This is a genomic window from Mycobacterium sp. SMC-8, from assembly GCF_025263565.1.
Taxonomy (GTDB): domain Bacteria; phylum Actinomycetota; class Actinomycetes; order Mycobacteriales; family Mycobacteriaceae; genus Mycobacterium.
The window spans coordinates 663,273-684,255 of record NZ_CP079865.1; the positions used below are offsets into that span (position 1 = coordinate 663,273).

The 20,983-nt window shown below is 67.3% G+C and carries 20 protein-coding genes; 8 read left to right on the forward strand and 12 right to left on the reverse strand.

Going from position 1 to position 20,983, the window contains the following annotated elements:
• The first annotated feature begins 1 nt into the window (after position 1).
• Positions 2 to 721 carry an LpqN/LpqT family lipoprotein gene (locus KXD97_RS03340; RefSeq protein WP_260755456.1) on the forward strand — a complete coding sequence of 240 codons (720 nt, stop codon included), beginning with the start codon at positions 2 to 4 and terminating at the stop codon, positions 719 to 721.
• A 5-nt stretch (positions 722 to 726) separates the two neighbouring features.
• Here KXD97_RS03340 and KXD97_RS03345 read toward each other — a convergent pair whose 3' ends face one another.
• Both KXD97_RS03345 and KXD97_RS03350 read right to left on the reverse strand, forming a co-directional pair.
• Positions 727 to 1,848, reverse strand: a complete 1,122-nt coding sequence (locus KXD97_RS03345) for a nitronate monooxygenase family protein (RefSeq protein WP_260755457.1) — start codon at positions 1,846 to 1,848, stop codon at positions 727 to 729.
• Position 1,849: 1 nt separating this feature from the next.
• Positions 1,850 to 3,499, reverse strand: coding sequence for an acyl-CoA synthetase (locus tag KXD97_RS03350; RefSeq protein ID WP_260755458.1), 1,650 nt, complete (start codon positions 3,497 to 3,499; stop codon positions 1,850 to 1,852).
• Positions 3,500 to 3,567: 68 nt separating this feature from the next.
• Here KXD97_RS03350 and KXD97_RS03355 point away from each other — a divergent pair, with 68 nt between their 5' ends.
• On the forward strand, positions 3,568 to 4,368 hold the full coding sequence (locus KXD97_RS03355) for a crotonase/enoyl-CoA hydratase family protein (RefSeq protein ID WP_260755459.1): 801 nt from the start codon (positions 3,568 to 3,570) through the stop codon (positions 4,366 to 4,368).
• A gap of 39 nt (positions 4,369 to 4,407) precedes the next feature.
• On the opposite strand, the gene KXD97_RS03360 is transcribed toward KXD97_RS03355, so the two are convergent.
• Genes KXD97_RS03360 through KXD97_RS03370 form a run of 3 tightly spaced genes read right to left on the reverse strand, consistent with a single transcriptional unit; the run spans position 4,408 to position 7,870 of the window.
• Positions 4,408 to 4,782: a hypothetical protein gene (locus KXD97_RS03360; protein ID WP_260755460.1), complete on the reverse strand. Its 375-nt coding sequence runs from the start codon at positions 4,780 to 4,782 to the stop codon at positions 4,408 to 4,410.
• Positions 4,782 to 6,245 (reverse strand): APC family permease, encoded by a 1,464-nt coding sequence (locus tag KXD97_RS03365; protein ID WP_260755461.1) that lies wholly within the window; start codon positions 6,243 to 6,245, stop codon positions 4,782 to 4,784. Before KXD97_RS03365 ends, KXD97_RS03360 begins: the two co-directional genes overlap by 1 nt.
• The gene (locus KXD97_RS03370) at positions 6,245 to 7,870 is read right to left on the reverse strand and encodes an amidohydrolase (protein ID WP_313901340.1); all 1,626 of its coding nucleotides are present in this window, start codon (positions 7,868 to 7,870) and stop codon (positions 6,245 to 6,247) included. The genes KXD97_RS03365 and KXD97_RS03370 overlap by 1 nt, the downstream gene beginning before the upstream one ends.
• 102 nt (positions 7,871 to 7,972) lie before the next feature.
• Between KXD97_RS03370 and KXD97_RS03375 the strand changes: the two genes are divergently transcribed.
• Positions 7,973 to 8,986, forward strand: coding sequence for a LacI family DNA-binding transcriptional regulator (locus KXD97_RS03375; RefSeq protein WP_260755462.1), 1,014 nt, complete (start codon positions 7,973 to 7,975; stop codon positions 8,984 to 8,986).
• On the opposite strand, the gene KXD97_RS03380 is transcribed toward KXD97_RS03375, so the two are convergent.
• The 3 genes from KXD97_RS03380 to KXD97_RS03390 are packed head-to-tail and all read right to left on the reverse strand — an operon-like array spanning position 8,983 to position 12,006.
• Positions 8,983 to 10,191, reverse strand: coding sequence for a cytochrome P450 (locus tag KXD97_RS03380; RefSeq protein WP_260755463.1), 1,209 nt, complete (start codon positions 10,189 to 10,191; stop codon positions 8,983 to 8,985). The genes KXD97_RS03375 and KXD97_RS03380 overlap by 4 nt on opposite strands.
• Complete coding sequence (locus KXD97_RS03385) at positions 10,188 to 10,916, reverse strand: acetoacetate decarboxylase family protein (RefSeq protein ID WP_260755464.1); 729 nt, start codon at positions 10,914 to 10,916, stop codon at positions 10,188 to 10,190. Before KXD97_RS03385 ends, KXD97_RS03380 begins: the two co-directional genes overlap by 4 nt.
• A 58-nt stretch (positions 10,917 to 10,974) precedes the next feature.
• The gene (locus KXD97_RS03390; protein ID WP_260755465.1) at positions 10,975 to 12,006 is read right to left on the reverse strand and encodes an LLM class F420-dependent oxidoreductase; all 1,032 of its coding nucleotides are present in this window, start codon (positions 12,004 to 12,006) and stop codon (positions 10,975 to 10,977) included.
• Between the two features lie 70 nt (positions 12,007 to 12,076).
• Here KXD97_RS03390 and KXD97_RS03395 point away from each other — a divergent pair, with 70 nt between their 5' ends.
• The 3 genes from KXD97_RS03395 to KXD97_RS03405 are packed head-to-tail and all read left to right on the forward strand — an operon-like array spanning position 12,077 to position 15,317.
• Positions 12,077 to 13,069, forward strand: coding sequence for a Zn-ribbon domain-containing OB-fold protein (locus tag KXD97_RS03395; RefSeq protein WP_260755466.1), 993 nt, complete (start codon positions 12,077 to 12,079; stop codon positions 13,067 to 13,069).
• 8 nt (positions 13,070 to 13,077) lie between these two features.
• Positions 13,078 to 14,133, forward strand: a complete 1,056-nt coding sequence (locus KXD97_RS03400) for a thiolase domain-containing protein (protein ID WP_260755467.1) — start codon at positions 13,078 to 13,080, stop codon at positions 14,131 to 14,133.
• A 2-nt stretch (positions 14,134 to 14,135) separates the two neighbouring features.
• Positions 14,136 to 15,317, forward strand: a complete 1,182-nt coding sequence (locus KXD97_RS03405) for a thiolase domain-containing protein (RefSeq protein WP_260755468.1) — start codon at positions 14,136 to 14,138, stop codon at positions 15,315 to 15,317.
• 95 nt (positions 15,318 to 15,412) lie between these two features.
• Here the strand turns inward: KXD97_RS03405 and KXD97_RS03410 are convergent, their stop codons facing one another.
• Positions 15,413 to 16,006, reverse strand: a complete 594-nt coding sequence (locus KXD97_RS03410) for a TetR-like C-terminal domain-containing protein (protein WP_260755469.1) — start codon at positions 16,004 to 16,006, stop codon at positions 15,413 to 15,415.
• Positions 16,007 to 16,010: 4 nt separating this feature from the next.
• Entirely contained in the window at positions 16,011 to 17,237 is a 1,227-nt protein-coding gene (locus KXD97_RS03415) for an MFS transporter (protein ID WP_260757822.1), read from the reverse strand.
• Positions 17,238 to 17,401: 164 nt separating this feature from the next.
• Here KXD97_RS03415 and KXD97_RS03420 point away from each other — a divergent pair, with 164 nt between their 5' ends.
• Together KXD97_RS03420 and KXD97_RS03425 are read left to right on the forward strand one after the other, a co-directional pair.
• Positions 17,402 to 18,556: a 3-ketosteroid-9-alpha-hydroxylase subunit A gene (locus KXD97_RS03420; protein WP_260755470.1), complete on the forward strand. Its 1,155-nt coding sequence runs from the start codon at positions 17,402 to 17,404 to the stop codon at positions 18,554 to 18,556.
• A 25-nt stretch (positions 18,557 to 18,581) separates the two neighbouring features.
• Positions 18,582 to 19,046 (forward strand): hypothetical protein, encoded by a 465-nt coding sequence (locus tag KXD97_RS03425; protein WP_260755471.1) that lies wholly within the window; start codon positions 18,582 to 18,584, stop codon positions 19,044 to 19,046.
• On the opposite strand, the gene KXD97_RS03430 is transcribed toward KXD97_RS03425, so the two are convergent.
• Positions 19,043 to 20,200, reverse strand: a complete 1,158-nt coding sequence (locus KXD97_RS03430) for a sulfotransferase (RefSeq protein ID WP_260755472.1) — start codon at positions 20,198 to 20,200, stop codon at positions 19,043 to 19,045. The genes KXD97_RS03425 and KXD97_RS03430 overlap by 4 nt on opposite strands.
• Entirely contained in the window at positions 20,197 to 20,982 is a 786-nt protein-coding gene (locus tag KXD97_RS03435) for an SDR family oxidoreductase (RefSeq protein ID WP_260755473.1), read from the reverse strand. Before KXD97_RS03435 ends, KXD97_RS03430 begins: the two co-directional genes overlap by 4 nt.
• Position 20,983: the final 1 nt, after the last annotated feature.

Genomic DNA, 20,983 nt, shown 5'->3' on the forward strand with positions numbered 1-20,983 from the left:
CATGAACATTGCGGCCGTCACCCGTTTCACCGCGATCGCCGCGGCGCTGGCGGTGGTCGCGACGAGTTGCACCACGTCGACCGACGGCACCGGCACCGCCGCGGCACCCGGATCCACCGATGCCACCACGTCGGCGCGCGTCGCCGCACCCTCGACCTCACGAATCGCCCCGCGGCAGCAGGCGCCCGGTGGCCCGGCGATGACCATCTCCGATTACCTCGCTCAGAACGGGATCGAGGAATCCCCCGTCGGCCGCGGCGACCCCGGTGCGCCGATCATCGACCTACCGATTCCGGACGGCTGGGAGGACGCAGGCGACGACACCCCCGAGTGGTCGTATGCGGCGATCGTCTACACCGGTCCGGGGGCAGCCGAATACACCCCGAGCATCGTCGCGCTGTTGTCGAAGCTGGTCGGTGACGTCGACCCGCAAGCGCTCCTGCAAGCGTCCGCCGGTGAAGCCAGCAACCTGCCGGGCTGGACGCCGATGAGCGAAGGCAAGCTCACCACGCTCGGTGAGTTCCCCGCGTTCCAACTCGGCGGCACCTGGGTGCAGAACGGTGTCACCAAGCTGGCCGCCCAGAAGACGGTCGTGATCCCCGGCCGGGACGGTTCCTGGTACGTCCTTCAGCTAAACGCCGACGGGCTGGAGAACCAGATCGACATCATCGGCCCGGCGACCTTGGCCATCGACGACCAGACCACCATCACCCCGCAGTAGCGGCCTCAGGCCTCGCGGATACCGTCCAGCCGTCTGCTGGCTTCCTCGAAACCGATCACCAGCTCGGCGATGATGTCGGCGACCGGGCGGATCTCGTTCATGCGGCCGACGATCTGACCGACGGGCATCGCGACGGTGGTGGGATCGGTCGACTCGCTCATCCGCTGGTGGGCTTCGCTGACCAGGATGTTCTGCAACGGCATCGGCAACGGCTCGGGTGCGCCGTCGGCGTCCCACGCGTCGGTCCAGCGGCTCTTGAGCAGCCGCGCCGGTTTGCCGGTGTAGATGCGTCTGCGCACGGTGTCTGCGGAGGTGGCCTTGAGCATGGCCTCCTGGATCACCGACCGCCCGGACTCCAGCCGCTCGCCGAGGTCGTACTCCGCCGAGGTCAGGAACGCCGAGCCCATCCACACACCCTGCGCACCGAGGGCGAGCGCGGCAGCGACCTGCCGGCCGGTGCCGATACCGCCGGCGGCCAGCACCGGAGCTCTGCCGTCCAACGCGTCGACGATCTCCGGCCACAGCACCATCGAGCCGATCTCACCGGTGTGGCCACCGGCCTCGTGGCCCTGGGCGACGACGATGTCGACACCGTTCTCGACGTGGCGCAGCGCGTGTTTCGGCGAACCGGCGAGTGCGGCGACGGGCACTCCGGCCGCGTGCGCCTGGTCGATCACGTCCTTGGGCGGCGAACCGAGCGCGTTGGCGATCAGCTTGATCGGGTGTTTGAGCGCGACCTCGACGTGGCTGCGCGCCACCGAATGCAGCCATCCCAGAACGCCTTCGGAGCGCTCCTCGTCCTGAGGCAGAGGCGGCACGCCGAGGTCGGAGAGCGTCTTGTCGACGAATTCGCGATGCTCGGCCGGGATCAGCTTGTTGATGTCCACCGAGGTGCCCTCGGTCGGGATCTTGGCCGGCATCACGACGTCCACACCGTAGGGCTTGCCGTCGGTGTTGGCGTCCATCCACTGCAGGACGTTCTCCAGGTCGTCGGCGTCGTTGAATCTCACGCAGCCGAGCACACCCAGACCACCGGCCTTGCTGACCGCGGCGGCGACCTTCTCCGACGGGGTGAAGACGAAGATCGGATACTCGATGCCGAAGCGATCGCAGAGTTCGGTTCGCATGCTATTTCGCTCCCACGTGGTTGGCGTGCACTTCGTCGGCCGGGCGCTCCTCGGTGGTGTCCTTGGCCCAGCGGTAATCCGGCTTGCCCGCAGGCGAGCGCTTCACCTCGTCGACGAACCACAGGCTCCGGGGAACCTTGTAGCCCGCGATCTCCTTGCGCACGAATGCATCGAGTTCGGCCAGCGTCGGGCGGGCGCCCTCGCGGGGCTGGATGACCGCCGCGACGTGCTGCCCGAACCGGGGATCGGGAACGCCGACGACCAGCGCGTCGAACACGTCGGGATGTCCCTTCAGCGCGGCCTCGACCTCTTCGGGGTAGATCTTCTCGCCACCGGAGTTGATCGACACCGAGCCGCGGCCCAGCATCGTCACGGTGCCGTCGGCCTCCACCTCGGCGTAGTCGCCCGGGATCGCGTACCGCACACCGTTGTACGTCCTGAACGTCTCGGCCGTCTTCTTCTCGTCCTTGAAGTAGCCGACCGGGATGTGCCCACACTTGGCGATGATGCCGCGCTTGCCCGACCCGGGCTCGATCTCGTTGCCGTCCTCGTCGAGCACTTTGGTGTTCTTGTCGATCGTGACGCGCGGGCCGCCGGTGTGCGACTCTCCCTTGGCCACGATGCTGGTACCGCCGAACCCGGTCTCCGACGAACCGATGGAGTCGGTGATGATCCGGTTGGGCAGCAGCTCGAGGAACTTCTCCTTGATGCTGGTGGAGAACAGCGCAGCGGTGCTGGCGAGCAGGAACAGCGAAGACAGGTCGTAGGTGTTGCCCTCTTCCTGGTGGGCGAGCAGTGAGTCCAGCAGCGGCCGGCCCATCGCGTCACCGGTGAAGAACAGCAGGTTCACCTTGTGCTTCGCGATGGTGCGCCAGACCTCGTCGGGATCGAACTCCGGCACCAGCACTGTCGTGTGTCCGGAGAACAGCGCCATCCAGGTGGCCGACTGCGTGGCGCCGTGGATCATCGGCGGGATCGGGTAACGCACCATCGGCGGGTTCTCCACCGCCTGCTTGGCCAGGCCGTACTCATCGGCGATCGGCTCACCGGTCGCGAAGTCGGTGCCGCCGAACAGAACTCGGTAGATGTCCTCGTGGCGCCACATCACACCCTTCGGGAAACCGGTGGTGCCGCCGGTGTAGAGCAGATAGATGTCGTCCTCGCTGCGGGGCCCGAAGTCGCGCTCGGGCGAACCCTGGGCAAGCGCGGCGTCGAACTCGACGCCGCCGTAGCGCTGATAATCGTCATCGGAGCCGTCCTCGACCACGAGCACGGTCTTGACGTTCGGGGTCTCGGGCAGCACGTTGGCCACCCGGTCGGCGTAGCGGCGCTCGTGCACCAGCGCGACCATGTCCGAGTTGTCGAACAGGTACTTCAGCTCGCCCTCGACGTAGCGGAAGTTGACGTTGACCAGGATGGCTCCGGCCTTGATGATGCCGAGCATCGCGATCACGATCTCGATCCGGTTGCGGCAGTACAGGCCGACCTTGTCGTCCTTTTTGATGCCCTGATCGAGCAGATAGTGCGCGAACCGGTTGGCCTTGTCCTCCAACTCGGCGTACGTCAGCTGGTCGTCGCCGGAGATCAGGGCGACGCGGTCAGGCACGGCGTCGATGGCGTGCTCGGCGAGGTCGGCGATGTTCAGAGCCACGGCTCTAAACTAGAACGTGTTACATTTCCAGACAAGTCGCTGTCTTCGACGAGGAAAGGCGGACGCCCGTGAGCGAGTCCCAAGAAGGTCCCGACGCCCTGGTTGAGCAGCGCGGACACACGTTGATCGTGACGTTGAACCGGCCGCAGGCGCGCAACGCGCTGTCTGCTGAGATGCTCTCGATCATGGTCGACGCGTGGAACCGCGTGGACTCCGATCCGGAGATCCGGACGTGCATCCTGACCGGGGCCGGCGGCTACTTCTGCGCGGGCATGGACCTCAAGGCCGCGTCGAAAAAGCCGCCGGGTGACTCGTTCGCCGATGGCAGCTACGACCCGTCGAAGATCGAGGGTCTGCTCAAGGGCCGCCGGCTGACCAAGCCGCTGATCGCCGCCGTGGAGGGCCCGGCCATCGCCGGCGGGACTGAGATCCTGCAGGGCACCGACATCCGCGTCGCCGGGGAGAGCGCGAAGTTCGGTATCTCCGAGGCGAAGTGGAGCCTCTACCCGATGGGTGGCTCCGCGGTGCGGCTGCCGCGCCAGATCCCGTACACCATCGCGTGCGATCTGCTGCTGACCGGGCGCCACATCACCGCCGCCGAGGCTCTGCAATACGGCCTGATCGGCCATGTCGTCCCGGATGGGACCGCGCTGGAGAAGGCGCTGGAGATCGCCGAGGTGATCAACAACAACGGGCCGCTGGCAGTGCAGGCGATCCTGAAGACCATCCGCGAGACCGAGGGCATGCACGAAGAAGAGGCGTTCAAGCCCGACACCGCCAACGGCATCCCGGTGTTCCTGAGCGAGGACGCCAAGGAGGGCCCGCGGGCCTTCAAGGAGAAGCGCGCCCCCAACTTCACGATGAAGTAAGAAGTTCCCGACGGGCGTCATCGCCTGGCGAGTGCGCGGTCAGGACAGCACCGTCACGGCAGCGATCAGGTAACCTCCCGTCAGCATGACGAACCCGGCGCGGTCGAGCCAGTTCATCGCCCGGCAGTCAGTGAGCGACGGCTTCCAGGCCAGCGGGAAGAACAACAGCGGCGCGATCCAGGAGCCGACGATGATGGCGGCCGTCGCTACGGTCGGCAGGTGCAGGTCGGCAGCACCGAGCGCCACCATGATGGCACCCATGATGAGAAGGTCCAGGTGACCTTGCCGGATGCGCCGGGTGTCGGTCATCCGCAACCGATTTCGCCAGTGCTCGGAGCCGGCGGCCACCATCAGCCAGCCGGTCAGCACGCCGGCGGTCAACTCCAGCACGCCCGCGGTGACGAGCGCGTTCATCACCCCACGCTCGTCGGCTCATCTGGGCGCACCGTGGCGAGGTGCTGATAGATCCCGGGCCGTCGAGCCCGAAGGACGCGGGCGACAATCACGCCGAGGACGAAGGTCACCGGCAGCACCAGGATCAGTGCCGCGTTGGTGGCGGCCCCCGCCCCGGTCAGCAGGTCGTAGTTGACGACGATGAGAATCAGCGTGCCGGTCAGCGCTACGGTGGCGACTGCAGGGGCGATGAGACGAGTGAAGACACTGTGGTCGTGGGGATCCCGCCGGAAGAATGCCACCACGGCAGCCGAGCACAGTGCCTGCAGGCCGATGATGCCCGGGATGCCGATCGCATTCAGCCAGATGAATGTGTGCGTGTAGGGATCGGCGCCGGCGAGGGCGAAGGCGACGACGATGACGGCCGCAACCGCGGAGACCGTCAGACTTGCCACGCCGGGTGAGCCGGACGCCGAGCGGCGGCCGAGCGCGGACGGCAGCGCGTGCTCCTGAGCGAGGGCCGACAAGTAGCGGGCGCTGGCGTTGTGGAAGGCCAGCGCCGCGGCCAGCGCGCTGGTCACGATCAGCACGTGCATGGCGTTGGCGACGTGGGCGCCCACCCACTGTTCGGTGGCGGTGAAGAACATGCCAGTCGGATCCTCAGTCGCCACCATGACGGCCCGCTCCGGGCCGTAAGCCATGATCGCCGCCCACAGCACGATGGTGTAGAACAGGGCGAGGAACCCGACGGCAATGTAAGTCGCTTGCGGCACCGTGCGTTTGGGATCCTTGGCCTCTTCGCTGTAGATGGCCGTCGACTCGAATCCGAGGAACGCCCCGAAGGCCAGCACGAACAATGCGCCGACACCGGCACCGAAGACGTTGGCCGGGTTGAAACTGCCGAAGCTCAGGCCCTCGGCACCGCCTTGAACGATGATCGGCACCGCGAACACAACCAGCACCAGAACCTCCAGGCCCAACAGGACACCGAGCACTTTGGCACTGAGGGTGATGTTCAGATAGCCGAGGACGCCCACGGCGAGCCAGCCGATCCCCGCCCAGATCTGCCAGGCGATGTCCACACCCGTCAGCGACAGGACGGTGTCGTGGGCGAACACACCGATCGCAGGCACGAAGCTGACGGCGATGAGGACATACGACAGCACCGCGACGAACGCCGCCCCGAGTCCGACGGTGCGGCCGAGACCACGCGAGATGTACGCATAGAACGCGCCGGGGTTGTCGACGTGGCGGCTCATCGCGGTGAACCCAACGGCGAAGACCGCCATCACGATTCCGCCCAACAGATAGCCGCCGGGAGCGCCGACACCGCCGAACATGACGGCCAGTGGCGCGACACCGGACATCACCGCCAGGGGTGCGGCAGCCGCGACGACGAAGAACACCAGGCCCAGCGCTCCGATAGACCGGCGGGGTGCCGAGCGCGTGGTTCGCGGACCCGGTGGGCTGAAGCTGTCGGTCATCAGAGGTCCTCTCGGTGAACGATCTCGCCGTCGACGACGGTGAGCGGAATCGGTAGGTCGATCAGGTCGTCGGCGCAGACCCGCACCGGATCGTCAGCGAAGGCCGTCAAGTCGGCCCTGGCGCCCAACCGGATTCGGCCGCGGTCGGTCTCGCCGAGCGCGTCGGCGGCCCATGCGGTGTAGCCCAGCAGCGCCTGCTCGCCCGAGAGCCGTTGATCAGGCTCGAACACGTGGCCGTCGCGGTCGCCGGGACGGCGACGCAATCGGGCCCATGCCATCCCGTACCGCGGATCGCAGTCGGCGACAGGCCAGTCCGACCCGAGGCACACCGGACCCCCGGCGGCGATGACGTCGGCGACCCGGAACGCCTGAGCGGCCCGGCGGCGACCGAGCCGCCGGGCGAAGGAGTCGCTGTGGTCGGCGTGCCGCCACTGCATGTGAAGAGGCTGCATCGACGCGGTGACACGCTGGGCAGCCAGCCGCCGCACCTCGTCGTCGCCGAGCAGTTCCAAATGCTCGAGTCGGTGCGGCGCAGTGGCAGTGCTACCGGCGTCCTGATAGCAGTCCAGCACGAACGAGACGGCTTGGTCACCGACGGCGTGGATCGCGAGTTGCACTCCTGCAGCGGTGTATTGGGCGATCACGTCACGAAGGCGTTCGGGATCCGGCCAGAACGGATGAGATCCACATCCGCAGGTGTCGGGTTCGCGCAGCCATGCGGTGCCGGTGTCGATCACTCCGTCGCTGAAGATCTTGATCAGCCCGGAGCGCCAGCGCCGGCCACTGCGCGCGGCATGCCTGATGAACTCTGCGACTCCCGCGTCGTCGCGGTCGGGATGATGCCACAGCGCGGTGACCAGCCGCACAGAGAGCCGACCTGCATCGTCGAGCGCGGCGTACATGTCGAGGTCGGCGACACTGGCGTCCATCACCACGCCGCCGGTCACGCCACAACGGTTGAGCCTGCGCAGGACCCCGGCCAATCGATCCAAGACGGCCGACGGGTCCTTCTCTGCCTGCGCCGTCGTCAGGGGTTGGTACGCCGAGGGTTCCTTCAGTTCACCGGTCGGGTGACCCTCGTCATCGACGACCACAGTCGCGGCGTCGGGGAAGGTCTCCCGGCCGGTCAGGTTGCTCTGACGGATCGCCTCGGTCGACACCACAGCGGTGTGCAGGTCGTAGAAGACGCCGATGAACGGGCGGCCGCCGACCGCCTCGTCGAGCAGCCGGGCGTGGATTCCGGTGTGCATGAAGGCGGCGTAGTCGAGGTTCCAGCCGCGGACCCACTGGTCTGCAGGCGTGCGCGCGGCTTCGACGGTCAGCGCGGCACAAAGCTGTTCGAGCGTGGTGTGCCCGGCTAGATCGGCCCCCCGGGACAGCTCGGCGCCCCAGGCGGGGTGGAGGTGGGAGTCGATCAGGCCGGGGGTCAAGGTTGCACCGCGCAGATCGATGGCATCGGCTCCGGCGGGGGCGACGGCCAGCACCTCGGCGCTGGTGCCGACCGCGGTGATCCTGCCGTCGGCCCAACTGACTGCCTCGGCCCTTGGCCGGGCGGCGTCCAGGGTGCGGATGTCGGCGTTCACTATCACTCCCGAGCCCGATGTGGTCGACAGCACATGTTCCATGGCGACAAATCGTAGACCCAAATCGATTTGGGTCAAGCCCCTAATCGATTTGGGGCAGTACAGAAAGGCCGTTCGGCAGGCTCTGCAGAGTAAAGTGAGCGCGTGGCCCGTGCCCGAGTGACCATCCGCGACGTGGCCGATGCCGTCGGCGTCTCGGCCACGACGGTCTCCCACGCGCTGAACGGCAAGGGCGAGGTCAGCCCCGCGACAGTCGAACGAGTGCGAGCCGCCGCGCACCGGCTCGGCTACCGCCCCAGCCCGACAGCTCGGGCCCTGCGGCGTGGCCGAAACGGCTCACTCGTCCTGATTCTGCCGCGCGAGCACGGCCGGGAGGTAGCGCGCCAGATCGTGGCGCTCGATTACTACATGGCCATCGCGGCCACCGCGGCGTCGGCGGCCTTCGAACACCACCGGGCGTTGGTCCTTCCGCCAGAGCTCACCACCGCCGCAGACTGGGAGTCGATCAATCCCGACGGGGTGCTCCTGTGTGACCCGATCGCCTCCGATCCCCAGATCGACCTGCTCGAGAGCATCGGGATTCCGGTCGTGTCGATCGAACGCGACGCCGGCAGACCCGACCGCGTCCACTACGTGTCGGGCGACAACGCGGCGAACACACGACTGGTGCTCGAGCACCTGCGGGCACAAGGGGCACACCGCATCGCCCTGCTCACCACGGCGTGGACCCGCGCGTGGTCGATCGACATCGATGACGCGTACGCGACGTGGTGCACAGAAACCGACTTCCCCGACATGAGAGTCCGGGTGCCGGTGCAATTCGACCATCGCGCCGCCTACCAGGCCGCCTGTCAATTGCTCGACGGCCCCGAGCCCCCCGATGCGATCTACGCGCCCGCCGAGGGCTACACCAGCGGCGTGGTTGCGGCCTGCCGCGACAGAGGGTTACGCATTCCGCAGGACATCCTGGTGGTCGGCGGCATCGACGGGCGGGAGGCCCGAGAGAGCCAGCCAGCGGTGACCGCACTCGATCTGCACCCCGACCTGCAGGCCGAGGCGGCGGTGTCGCTTCTCATCGATCGCATCGACGACCGCGAGCCCCGGGGACCGGTACTGGTGCCCAGCACGCTGCGGGTGCGCGCAAGCTCAACGCGCTAACCGAGCACCTTTGCCGAGGGAGTGAACACCACCGGCATGGATTCCAGGCCGCTGACGAAGTTGGCCGGCCGCAGCGGCAGCATGTCCTCGTCGGCCAACCGGAGATCGGGCATGCGCGCCAGCACCTTGGTCAGCATCAGCCGCAGCTCCAGCCGTGCCAGCTGGTTGCCCAGGCAGAAATGGGTGCCGAAGCCGAACGCCACATGGCTGTTGGGGCTTCGATGGATGTCGAACTCTTCGGGGTTCTCGAAGACCGTCTCGTCGAAGTTCGCCGACTCGAACATCAGCATGATCTTCTCCCCCGACTCGAGCGAGGTGCCGTGAAACTCGGTGTCGGCGGCCAAAGTTCGGCACATGTTCTTCACCGGGGACGTCCAGCGCAGCATCTCCTCGATCGCGCCGGGCAGCAGATCCGGATCTGCTACCGCCTGGCGCCACTGATCCTGGTGTCGCAGAAGCTGTTCGGTGCCACCGGACAGGGTGTGCCGGGTGGTCTCGTCACCGCCGATGAGGATCAGCAGGGTCTCGAAGACGATCTCGTCGTCAGACATCCGCGAACCCTCGACCTCGGCGTTGACCAGGATTGAGAACAGGTCGTCGCGTGGCTTGGCACGGCGGTCGGCGATCACCTCCATGGTGAACGCGGTGTAGGCGGCGAAGGTGTCCATCAACTTCTGGATCACGGTCTCGTCCACCGTCGACGACAGACCACAGACCAGGTCGTCGGACCACTTGAGCAGCATGTCGCGCTCTTCAGGCAGCACCCCGAGCATGTCCCCGATGACCGCCATCGGCAGCGGGGCGGCGATGTCACGGACGAAGTCGCACTCGCCGCGCTCGCAGACCGCGTCGATGAGGGTGTCGCACAGCCGCTCGATCGAGGGCACCTTGTCCATCACCCGCTTGCGGGTGAAGCCCGAGTTGACCAGCTTGCGCCGCAACAGGTGTGCCGGATCGTCCATGTCGATCATGTACGGCATGCCGGGCTGGTCCGGCCGGATGCCTCCGGTGCTGGAGAACAGCTCCGGGTTGCGCTCGGCGTCGAGCACGGCCTGGTAGGTGGTGGCCGCGGCCAGCCCGTTGCGGTCCCGGAACACCGGCTGGTTGGCCCGCATCCACTTGTACGCCTCGCGGGCGGCGCGACCGTCGGCGTAGAAGTTGCCGTCGGCCAGGTCGACGTCGAGGGCCGGGAGCGTGGATGTCATGCCTCTCCTACTGTTCGGGAGTCGGCGAACGTCATGTCGACGTTGGCGGCCGAGCTCGTCACCAGTGCACGTTTGGGCAAGCCTAGAGCGGAAAGCTCTGCGGCATAGGGATGTTCACCAAGTCGCAGTGACACGCCTCCGGGCCGGTAGCGCACCCCCGACAACACCATCCGGCCCTCGGTCTCGCGGGTCACGCCGTCAAGATGCGAGTACGTCGAATGGACCTGCGGTCTGGACGCCCACCTCGCCGGCACCGGGAGGCCGGGCGCGAAGTCCATGCTCACCGCATGCAGACCGTCGATGCTGACGTCGAAGCCGAAGCGGCGTCCGTTGCGGATGGTGAAGTCGGCCAGCATCTTTGGATAGCCCCAGATGGTGCGCCCGGCCTCGAGGGTGAAGGACTGGTCGACGGGAAGGTGATGGACGAACGCGCCCGCCGACTGCAGAGCCTTCACGCCGGTGGCGCGCGATCCGGGCGGATTCACCATCACGTTGGTGCCGTACTCGTAGTACTGCCCGAGGTCGGTGTCCTCGTAACGCATCAGCATCAGCACCACCATCGCCCGGCGGTTGCCCCGGCCGAAGCGGCACACCTGAAGACCGCTGTAGTCGATCATGCGCTGTGCGGCGTCGGCGTCGACGACGAACATCGCGGTGTGCTGATGCGCGGTGCGCACCCGCACGGGCATCGTCAGGATGGTTCCGGCGATGGTGTGTTGTGTCACACCGCACAATGTAGAACGCGCGCTAGACACTCGGCAAGGAAGTGTCTAGTCGCAGCGGTCAGACGAGAGCCGCCAGATCGCGGATCTGCTCAGGCGAGCGCGCGCCGACCACCATCATCGTGACCCCGGACGCCTCCCAGGCCTTGATCTGATCCTTGACGTAGTCGAGGTTTCCGACGATCGCGGAGTCGTCCACCAGCTCGTCGGGGATGATCTTGGCCGCCTCGTCTTTGCGATCGCTGCGGAAAAGCCGGGTGACGTCGTCGACGACCTCGGCGTACCCCATCCGGCGATACACGTCGGCGTGGAAGTTGGTGTCCTCGGCGCCCATGCCGCCCATGTAGAGCGCCAGGTGCGGCTTCATCAGCTCCATGATCTCGGCACGGTCATCGGTGACGACAACCTGGGCGGTGGCGCAGATCTCGAAGGTCTCCCGGGTGCGGCGCGCACCCGGGCGGGCGAATCCTTCGTCGAGCCATTCGTTGTACATGCCGGCGATGCGCGGCGAGTAGAAGATCGGCAGCCAGCCGTCACAGATCTCGGCGGCCAGCGCGACGTTCTTGGGGCCTTCGGCGCCGAGCATCACCGGGATGTCTGCCCGCAGCGGATGGGTGATCGGCTTGAGGTTCTTGCCGAGGCCGGTGGTGCCCTCGCCGGTCAGCGGCAGCGGGTAGTGCGGCCCGTCGCTGCGCACCGGGGCCTCGCGGGCCCACACCTGACGCAGGATGTCGATGTACTCGCGGGTGCGGGCCAGCGGCTTGGGGAATTTCTGGCCGTACCAGCCCTCGACGACCTGCGGGCCGGACACGCCGAGCCCGAGGATGTGCCGGCCCCCGGACAGATGGTCGAGCGTCAGCGCCGCCATCGCGCACGCGGTCGGGGTCCGCGCCGACAGCTGGATCACCGACGTGCCCAGACGCATCCGGCTGGTCTCACGCCCCCACCACGCCAAGGGGGTGTAGGCGTCCGAACCCCACGCCTCCGCGGTGAACACCGTGTCGAAGCCGACCTCCTCGGCCGTGGCGACAAGCTCGGCATGGTTGGTCGGCGGCTGCGCCCCCCAATAACCCAACTGAAGTCCCAACTTCACGGCACCCGTCCTTCCGGGCCGCCCGGCCCGCTCCTTGAAACCATTCCTAGAACCTGTTCTACTCGATGCCGTGACCACCAGCCAAAGCAGCCCGGTGCAGATCGATCCGCATGAGCCGCCGCTTTCCGCGCCGCTGAAGCTCGCATTCGACTACACCCGTTCAGTAGGACCGCTCCTCGGTCAGTTCTTCACCGCGCTCCGCGAGCGGCGCATCGTCGGAGTTCGCGGTTCGGACGGCAAGGTGCTCGTCCCGCCCGCCGAGTACGACCCCGTCACCTGGGAGCAATTGACCGAGATCGTACCGGTGGCCAGCGTCGGCACGGTCATTTCGTGGACGTGGCAGCCGGAGCCACTCGAGGGCCAGCCGTTGGACCGCCCGTTCGCGTGGGCACTGATCACTCTCGACGGGGCCGACACCCCGATGCTGCACGCCGTGGCCGCCGACGGTCCCGACGCGATCAGCACCGGGGCGCGGGTGCACGCGCACTGGGTCGACGAGCCCGTCGGCGCGATCACCGACATCGCGTACTTCGCGCTCGGGGACCAGCCGGAGGACGTGCCGCCTCCCCCGGAGGGTCTCGACCCGATCACCATGCAAGTGGCGCCGAGCTGGATCGAGATTCAGCACACCGCGTCGCAGCCCGAGAGCGCGTTCCTGCGCGCCCTCGAACAGGGCAAGCTGCTCGGCGCCCGCACCGGCGCCGATGGAAAGGTGTATTTCCCTCCGCGCGAAGCCAATCCAGCCACCGGACAACCTCTGGACGAGTTCGTCGAGTTGCCCGACAAAGGCACCGTCACCACGTTCGCGATCATCAACATCCCGTTCGCCGGGCAGCGCATCAAACCGCCCTACGTGGCGGCGTACGTGCTGCTCGACGGCGCCGACATCCCGGTGCTGCACCTGGTCTCGGACATCGAGGCCGACAAGGTGCGGATGGGCATGCGCGTACAGGCGGTATGGAAGCCCAAGGACCAGTGGGGCCTGGGCATCGACAACATCGAGTACTTCAAGCCGACAGGCGAACCCGACGCCGACTACGACACCTACAAGCATCACCTCTGAGGACGGACATGACTGAAGTAGCTGTGGTCGGATTCGCCCACGCACCGCACGTGCGCCGCACCGACGGCACCACCAACGGCGTCGAGATGCTGATGCCGTGCTTCGAATCGATCTACGCCGATCTCGGCATCACCAAGGCCGACATCGGTTTCTGGTGCTCGGGGTCCTCCGATTACCTTGCCGGCCGGGCATTTTCGTTCATCTCGGCAATCGACTCGATAGGTGCGGTGCCGCCGATCAACGAGTCGCACGTCGAGATGGACGCCGCGTGGGCGCTCTACGAGGCCTACATCAAGATCCTCACCGGCGAGGTGGAGACCGCACTGGTCTACGGGTTCGGCAAGTCCTCGGCCGGCACCCTGCGCAGGGTTCTGGCACTGCAGACCGACCCCTACACCGTGGCGCCGCTGTGGCCGGATTCGGTGAGCATGGCCGGCCTGCAGGCTCGGTTCGGGCTGGATTCCGGCAAGTGGACCGCTGAGCAGATGGCCCAGGTCGCGCTCGAGGCGCAGGCCGCGGCACCGCGGGTGGACGCGCTGGAGCCGGCCGACAGCATCGAGGAGCTACTGGAGCGCCCGTACTTCGCAGATCCGTTGCGCCGCCACGACATCGCGCCGATCACCGACGGCGCGTCGGCAATCGTGCTCGCCGCCGGGGACCGCGCCCGCGAGCTGCGTGAGCGGCCGGCCTGGATCACAGGGATCGAGCACCGCATCGAGACACCGGTGCTGGGGGCGCGCGACCTGACGACGTCGCCGTCGACGGCAACGTCCGCGCAGGCGGCCACCGGCGGGGACACCTCCTCGATCGAGATCGCCGAACTGTACGCGCCGTTCAGCCACCAGCAGCTCATCCTCACCGAGGCCATCGGCCTGCCTGACAGCACGAAGATCAACCCCTCCGGCGGGGCGCTGGCGGCCAACCCGATGTTCTCGGCGGGCCTGGAGCGCATCGGTTTCGCGGCACGGCACATCTTCGACGGCAATGCCTCGCGGGTGCTGGCCCACGCCACGAGCGGGCCTGCGCTGCAACAGAACCTGGTCGCGGTCTTGGAGGGTAAGTAACGATGAGTAAGAAACTCGCCGCCGTCCTGGGCACCGGCCAGACGAAGTACGTCGCCAAGCGCACCGACGTCTCGATGAACGGCCTGGTCCGCGAGGCGATCGACCGCGCTCTCGACGACGCCGGGGTGACGCTGGCCGACATCGACGCCGTCGTCGTCGGCAAGGCCCCGGACTTCTTCGAGGGCGTCATGATGCCCGAGTTGTTCATGGCCGACGCCACCGGCGCCACCGGCAAGCCGCTGATCCGGGTCCACACCGCGGGCTCGGTGGGCGGGTCGACCGCGGTCGTGGCGGCCAGCCTGGTGCAGTCCGGTAAGTACCGGCGGGTGCTGACGATGGCATGGGAGAAGCAGTCGGAGTCGAACGCCATGTGGGCGTTGAGCATTCCGGTTCCGTTCACCAAGCCGGTGGGCGCGGGTGCGGGCGGCTACTTCGCGCCGCACGTGCGCGCCTACATTCGCCGGTCCGGTGCACCGACGCACATCGGCGCGATGGTGGCGGTCAAGGATCGGCTCAATGCGGTCAAGAACCCGTTGGCGCATCTGCATCAGCCCGACATCACGCTGGAAAAAGTGATGTCCTCGCCGATGTTGTGGGATCCGATCCGCTACGACGAGACGTGCCCGTCCTCCGACGGCGCCGCGGCGATGGTGATCGGCGACGAGGCCAGCTCGGACGCCCGGGTGGCCGAGGGCCACCCGGTGGCGTGGATCCATGCGACCGCGCTGCGCACCGAGCCGCTGGCGTACGCCGGGCGGGACCAGGTCAACCCGCAGGCCAGCCGGGACGCGGCGGCTGCGCTGTGGAAGGCGGCCGGGATCACCAGCCCCGTCGACGAGATCGACGTCGCCGAGGTGTACGTGCCGTTCTCCTGGTACGAGCCGATGTGGCTGGAAAGCCTCGGGTTCGCGCCGGAGGGCGAGGGCTGGAAACTCACCGAGGCCGGCGAGACCGCGATCGGCGGACGGATCCCGTTCAACCCGTCGGGTGGCGTGCTGTCGTCCAACCCGATCGGCGCCTCGGGCATGATCCGTTTCGCCGAGTCGGCGATCCAGGTGATGGGCAAGGCCGGCGCGCACCAGGTCGAGGGCGCCCGCAAGGCGCTCGGGCACGCGTACGGCGGTGGCGCGCAGTACTACTCGATGTGGGTGGTCGGCAGCGACAAACCCGACAAACCCGCCTGACCCTCTTCCGCCGAAATCGCATTCCACGCGCTAGGTTCCGCGTTCTGACCGCGTGGAATGCGATTTCGGCGACTAGGGCCGGTGCCGCTGGGCGGCTAGGCCAGGCAACCTCGCCAGACCGTCTGCACCAAATGGGTGACAGCCTCGTCATCCAGCGGGGGCATACCGAGTACGAGCCGGTAATACGGCGGGGACACCAATGCGTCCACGGCCACCTCGACATCGATGTCGGCTGCGAGCTCGCCGCGGTCCACGGCCTCGCGCAGCGTCGTCGTCACCGCGGCCCGGCGCGGCGTGATCCACTGATCCAGCAGCGCCCGCTCGATCGCCGAGTCCGAAGGTGACGCGGCGATCACGTTGCGCAGCAGCGGTCCTACCGCCGGGTCGGCCAGCAGCGCGTTCAGCGCGCCGACGTGATGGATGACCGCCTGAACCGGCGTGCTGCCCGCAGGACGGGTGATGGATCCGCGCACCTGATCGAGCAGACCCTCCAGCACGATCGCCGCGGCCGACGGCCACCACCTGTATATCGTGGTGCGGCTGACCTCGGCGCGTCTGGCGATCGCGTCCATCGTCGCCGCCGCGGCGCCGCCTTCGAAAGCGAGTTGGGCGGCGGCGGCCAGAACCGCGGCGCGAACGGCTTCGCTGCGTGGGCGACCGCGGCGGTTCACAGGCCGGCTGTCCACCACTGGCTCACCCTATTGCGCGCGTCCACCTGAATCCCAACGCCGCCACAGCCAGAGTGAGTGCGGCCGCGAGCGCGCCGAAGCCGAACATCGCTGGATAGCTGAAGGTCCGCACCGCGAACACCAGCGCCGCCGGCACCCCGAAGCCCAGGTAAGTCAGCCCGTAGAACACCGCCGTCAGGCCCGCCAGGTCGTCCGGCCGGGCCATTCGCTGAACCTGCTGCAGTCCGGCCAGCAGACCCATGCCGTAGCCGGCTCCGAGCATGGCCGCGGCAGACAACGCCGACCACACCGTCAGCACGGTCGCGGCCCAGGCCGCCAATCCCATCCCCAGCGCGGTCAAGGTCAATGCGATCAGCACACCGGCGGCGCTCGCGGCATCGAGGCGCCGTGCCAGGTTCTGCACCCCGAACGCCACGCCGAGCGTGACCAGACACATCAGCGCGGAGAAAGCGATGGGCGCGGCCGCGACTCTGTCCGCCATCAGCGCAGGCAACACCGCGTAAGCCGATGCAGCGGCACCGAAGACCCAGGGGGCCAGCGGTGCGACCACGAACAGGAACCGCCGGTGCGCCACCGCCGGGACGGCGAGGTCGGTCCACCATCGACGACCGGAATCGCGTCGGGCCAGCGTCTCAGGCGCCGTGCTGAGCATGGCAGCCGCGGTCAGGGCCATCACCACGTTGATCACATAGGGAAGCATGGTGGGCGCCGGACCCCACTCGGCCAGAACGCCCGCGGTCACGGCACCGAGCGCGAAGCCCGCGGTCAGGCTCATGGCCGCGCGGCGGGCCCCGGCGTCGCCGTCCTCCCAGGGCGGGCTGGACAGCTCCTTGATCCAGCTGCCACCGACAGCCATCGCCAGCCCGAGCGCCAGCCCGCTGAACACCCGCCCGACACCGAGCAGAGGGGCCGAGTGCGCGCCGAGCGCAAGGATCGACGATCCCACGGCCGCGAGCACCGGCGCGGGCAGCATCAACGGGCGGCGGCCGAAGCAGTCGGACAGCGGGCCACCGATCAACAGCGCGGGAACGATGCCCAGCACGTAGGCGAACAGCAGAAGGTCGACGGTCAGCGCCGAGAAGCCGTCACCGGCCCGGTACATGACCAGCAGCGGGGTGAACTCGTTGCCGCCCCATGCGATCGCGAACGTGGCCGCGGCGACCACAAGCCACCGGCGCTTCGGCCGCGTTCGCGGTGCTACCGCTGACGGGACCGGCGCGATCGAGGAAATACTGGACACTTTGTCCACTATATAGATGGCCCACAAGTGGGTATCCGGCACCTTTGGGTGGTGTCGGCAACATTCTTTCGCAGGTGAGGGGCCTTCGATTGCGCAATCTGAGGCCAAAACTGTAACGTGTTCTAGTTAGACGCCGAGATTTGGGAGGCCCCGAGGTGACTACCGATTCAGCTGCGGGAACCGCAGGGATTCGCGAGATCGACACCGGCACGCTGCCCGATCGGTATGCGCGCGGCTGGCACTGCTTGGGCCCGGTGAAAAACTTCACCGACGGCAAGCCGCACGGGATTGAGATCTTCGGAACGATGCTGGTGGTCTTCGCGGATTCGCAGGGCGAGCTCAAAGTCCTCGACGGCTACTGCCGGCACATGGGCGGCAACCTCGCCCAGGGCACCATCAAAGGCGACGAGGTCGCCTGCCCGTTCCACGACTGGCGCTGGGGCGGCGATGGCAAATGCAAGCTCGTCCCCTACGCCAAACGCACCCCCCGACTGGCCCGCACCCGCTCGTGGCACACCGACGTTCGCGGCGGCCTGCTGTTCGTGTGGCACGACCATGAGGGCAACCCGCCGCAACCCGAGGTGCGCATCCCGGAGATCCCACAGTGGTCCAGCGGCGAGTGGACCGACTGGAAGTGGAACTCGATGCTGATCGAGGGCTCCAACTGCCGCGAGATCATCGACAACGTCACCGACATGGCGCACTTCTTCTACATCCACTTCGGATTGCCGACGTACTTCAAGAACGTCTTCGAGGGCCATATCGCCAGCCAGTACCTGCACAACGTCGGCCGCCCCGACGTCAACGACATGGGCACCGCCTACGGCGACGCCTCCCTCGACTCGGAGGCCAGCTACTTCGGGCCGTCGTTCATGATCAACTGGCTACACAACACCTATGGTGACTTCAAGGCCGAGTCCATCCTGATCAACTGCCACTACCCGGTCACCCAGGATTCGTTCCTGCTGCAGTGGGGCGTCATCGTCGAGAAGCCGAAGGGCCTGGACGACAAGACCACCGAGAAGCTGGCCGAGGCGTTCACCGACGGGGTCAGCAAGGGATTTCTCCAGGACGTCGAGATCTGGAAGCACAAGACCCGCATCGACAATCCGCTGCTGGTCGAAGAGGACGGCGCGGTGTACCAGATGCGCCGTTGGTACCAGCAGTTCTACGTCGACGTCGCCGACGTCACGCCGGAGATGACCGACCGGTTCGAGATGGAGGTCGACACCACGGCTGCTGTGCAGAAGTGGAACGTCGAGGTCCAGGAGAACCTGAAGGCCAGGGAAACCGAGAAGCAGACGACGTGAGGCCAGCGAGCGGAGCGGATCGCGCATGAACGACCAACCGGATGTGGACCGCCTCGCCAGGTCGATGCTGCTGCTGCACGGGCACGACGACGAGGAGCACGAACACGGCCACACTCCGGGCGAGCGCGAGAACCGGCCCGGATCCTGGAGCAAGGCACCGGATTTCGCGTCGGATCCGGATCGCGCCGCGGCCGTGCGGGCCAGCAGCCAGGCCGACCGCGAACGATATCTGAACTCGGGCCTGGTGTCGGTGGACTGCCGGTTCTGTCATGTGGCGGTGAAGGTCAAGAAGCTCGGTCCCGCACACACTTCGGTGCAGTGGACAGGCGACGCCACGCGACGTTGCGCGCATTTCGCCGAGATTCGGCAAGCCGGCGGCGATCCCGCGCGCTCACCGTCGTGCCCCCGGCTGGCCGACAGCATCAGACACGCGGTCGCTGAAGGCTGCTTGGAGGAGTACTCCAGCGCGCCGTCACCCGGTGACGGTTAGAGGTTCTCGAACCGCTCCTTGACCTGCTCGGCGGTCAGGCCGTAGTCGGCCAGCGCGTAGGTGTGTTTCGGCGCCCGCGGGCCCTGTTTGCTCTTCTCATCGGTCTTGACCATCGCCTGGCGCGCCTCGTCGGTGAATTCGATGCCGAAGCTGCGGTAGATGTCCTCGACCACACCGATCGGATCTTTGATCAACGCGAAGTAGTCCAAATCGTAGAACTGTGCCGGATCATGCTTGGCGCGTTCGGCGTTGAACAGCGCCAATCCCCGCGACCAGGTCTCCATCGAGTCCGCACCGATGACGTCGCCGACGAAGGTGTTCGACCAGCCCTCGGTGGTGTGCTGGGCCAGCGAGCACATCGACGCCATGATGGTTTCAGCCGGCCGGTGACACTGCACCACCAGTGCGTCGGGGTAGGTGGCGAACAGCGCGTCGAGGGCAAACAGATGGCTGGGGTTCTTGAGCACCCAGCGCTTGTCGCGGTCGTTGAGCCCGATCAATTGCAGATTGCGCCGGTGCCGTTGATAGGGCTTGGTCCAGTCCTGCCGCGCCAGCCACTGCGAATAGGTCGGCACGTGGGCCAGGGTTTCATAGGACACCGAGTGCAGCGACTGCCGCAGCAGCTGCCAGCACTCCTCGACTTCGTCGGCGGTCATGAAGTGCAGGCCGGTGTAGTCCGGGTTCTCCTCGTGCGCTTTGGTGAACTGCGCGTCTAGTTGCTGGAAAACCGGGTTCTGCGACCACGTCTCGCGGGGCGGACGCGGTTGGGGGAACTCTGCCAGCCACAGTTCCAGACCCTGGTGGCGCGGATCGGCGGCCAGAAGCCGGTGCACGGCCGTCGTGCCGGTACGCGGCAGCCCGGTGACGAAGATCGGCCGCTCGATGGCGACGTCGGCGTGCTCCGGATACTGTTTGAACGCCGCCTCCGAGACCAGCCGAGCGACCAGGGCATTGCGCAGGAAGAACCGCTGCATCTTGCTGCCGAGCTCGGTGAGATCGGCATCCCGCTGATAGGACTCCAGCAGCACACCCAGCGCCTCACGGTAGTTGTCGTCGTCCGAACCGAAATCGTCGAGGCCGCAGGCCTTCACGGCCGAGGCGTGCAGGTCCTCGACGGTGCCGACATCTGTTCTCGGAGTGCTCGCGCTCGTCACGCCTTGAACTCCCCGCAGTTGACGTCCAGCGCCTGCCCGGTGATCCCGCTCGACAGGTCGCTGGCCATGAACAGGATCGCCGAGGCCACCTCGTCCTCGGTGGGCAACCGCTTGAGGTCCGACGCGGCCGCGGTGGCCTTGTAGATCTCCTCGACGGTGGTGCCGTATTTGCCGGCCTGGTGCGCGAAGTAGGACTCCAGTGTCCCGCCCCAGATGTAGCCGGGCAGCACCGAGTTGACCCGGATCCCCTGCTCCCCAAGCTCGGTGGCCAGCGTCTGCGACATCGCGAGCAGCGCCGACTTGGCCATCTTGTAGGCGCCGTACTTGGCCTGCGAGTGCCGCACCACCATCGAGTTGACGTTGACCACGGCGCCGTTCGCCTCAGCCAGCGCCGGGGTGAACGCCTGCACCATGCGCAGCGCGCCGAACACCGTCAGCTCGATCGCATCACGCATGTGTTCGAAGGTGGTGTTGGCGAACGGCTTCATCGACGGCACCCGGAATGCGTTGTTGATCAGCACGTCGACCTTGCCGTACGCCTTGAGTGACTCGTCGACCAGATGGGCGACCTGCGCCTCGTCGGTGATGTCGGTACCCACCGACAGCGCCCGCCGGCCCAGACCGGTGATCTGCGCGGCGACGTCGTCGAGCCGTTCCACGGTGCGTGCGGCCAGCACCAGGTCGGCGCCTTCCTCGGCGCACCGCCGGGCCAGCGTGGTCCCCAGCGCGGGTCCGACGCCGCTGATGACGACAACCTTGCCTTTCAGAAGCCCGAAGGCCATC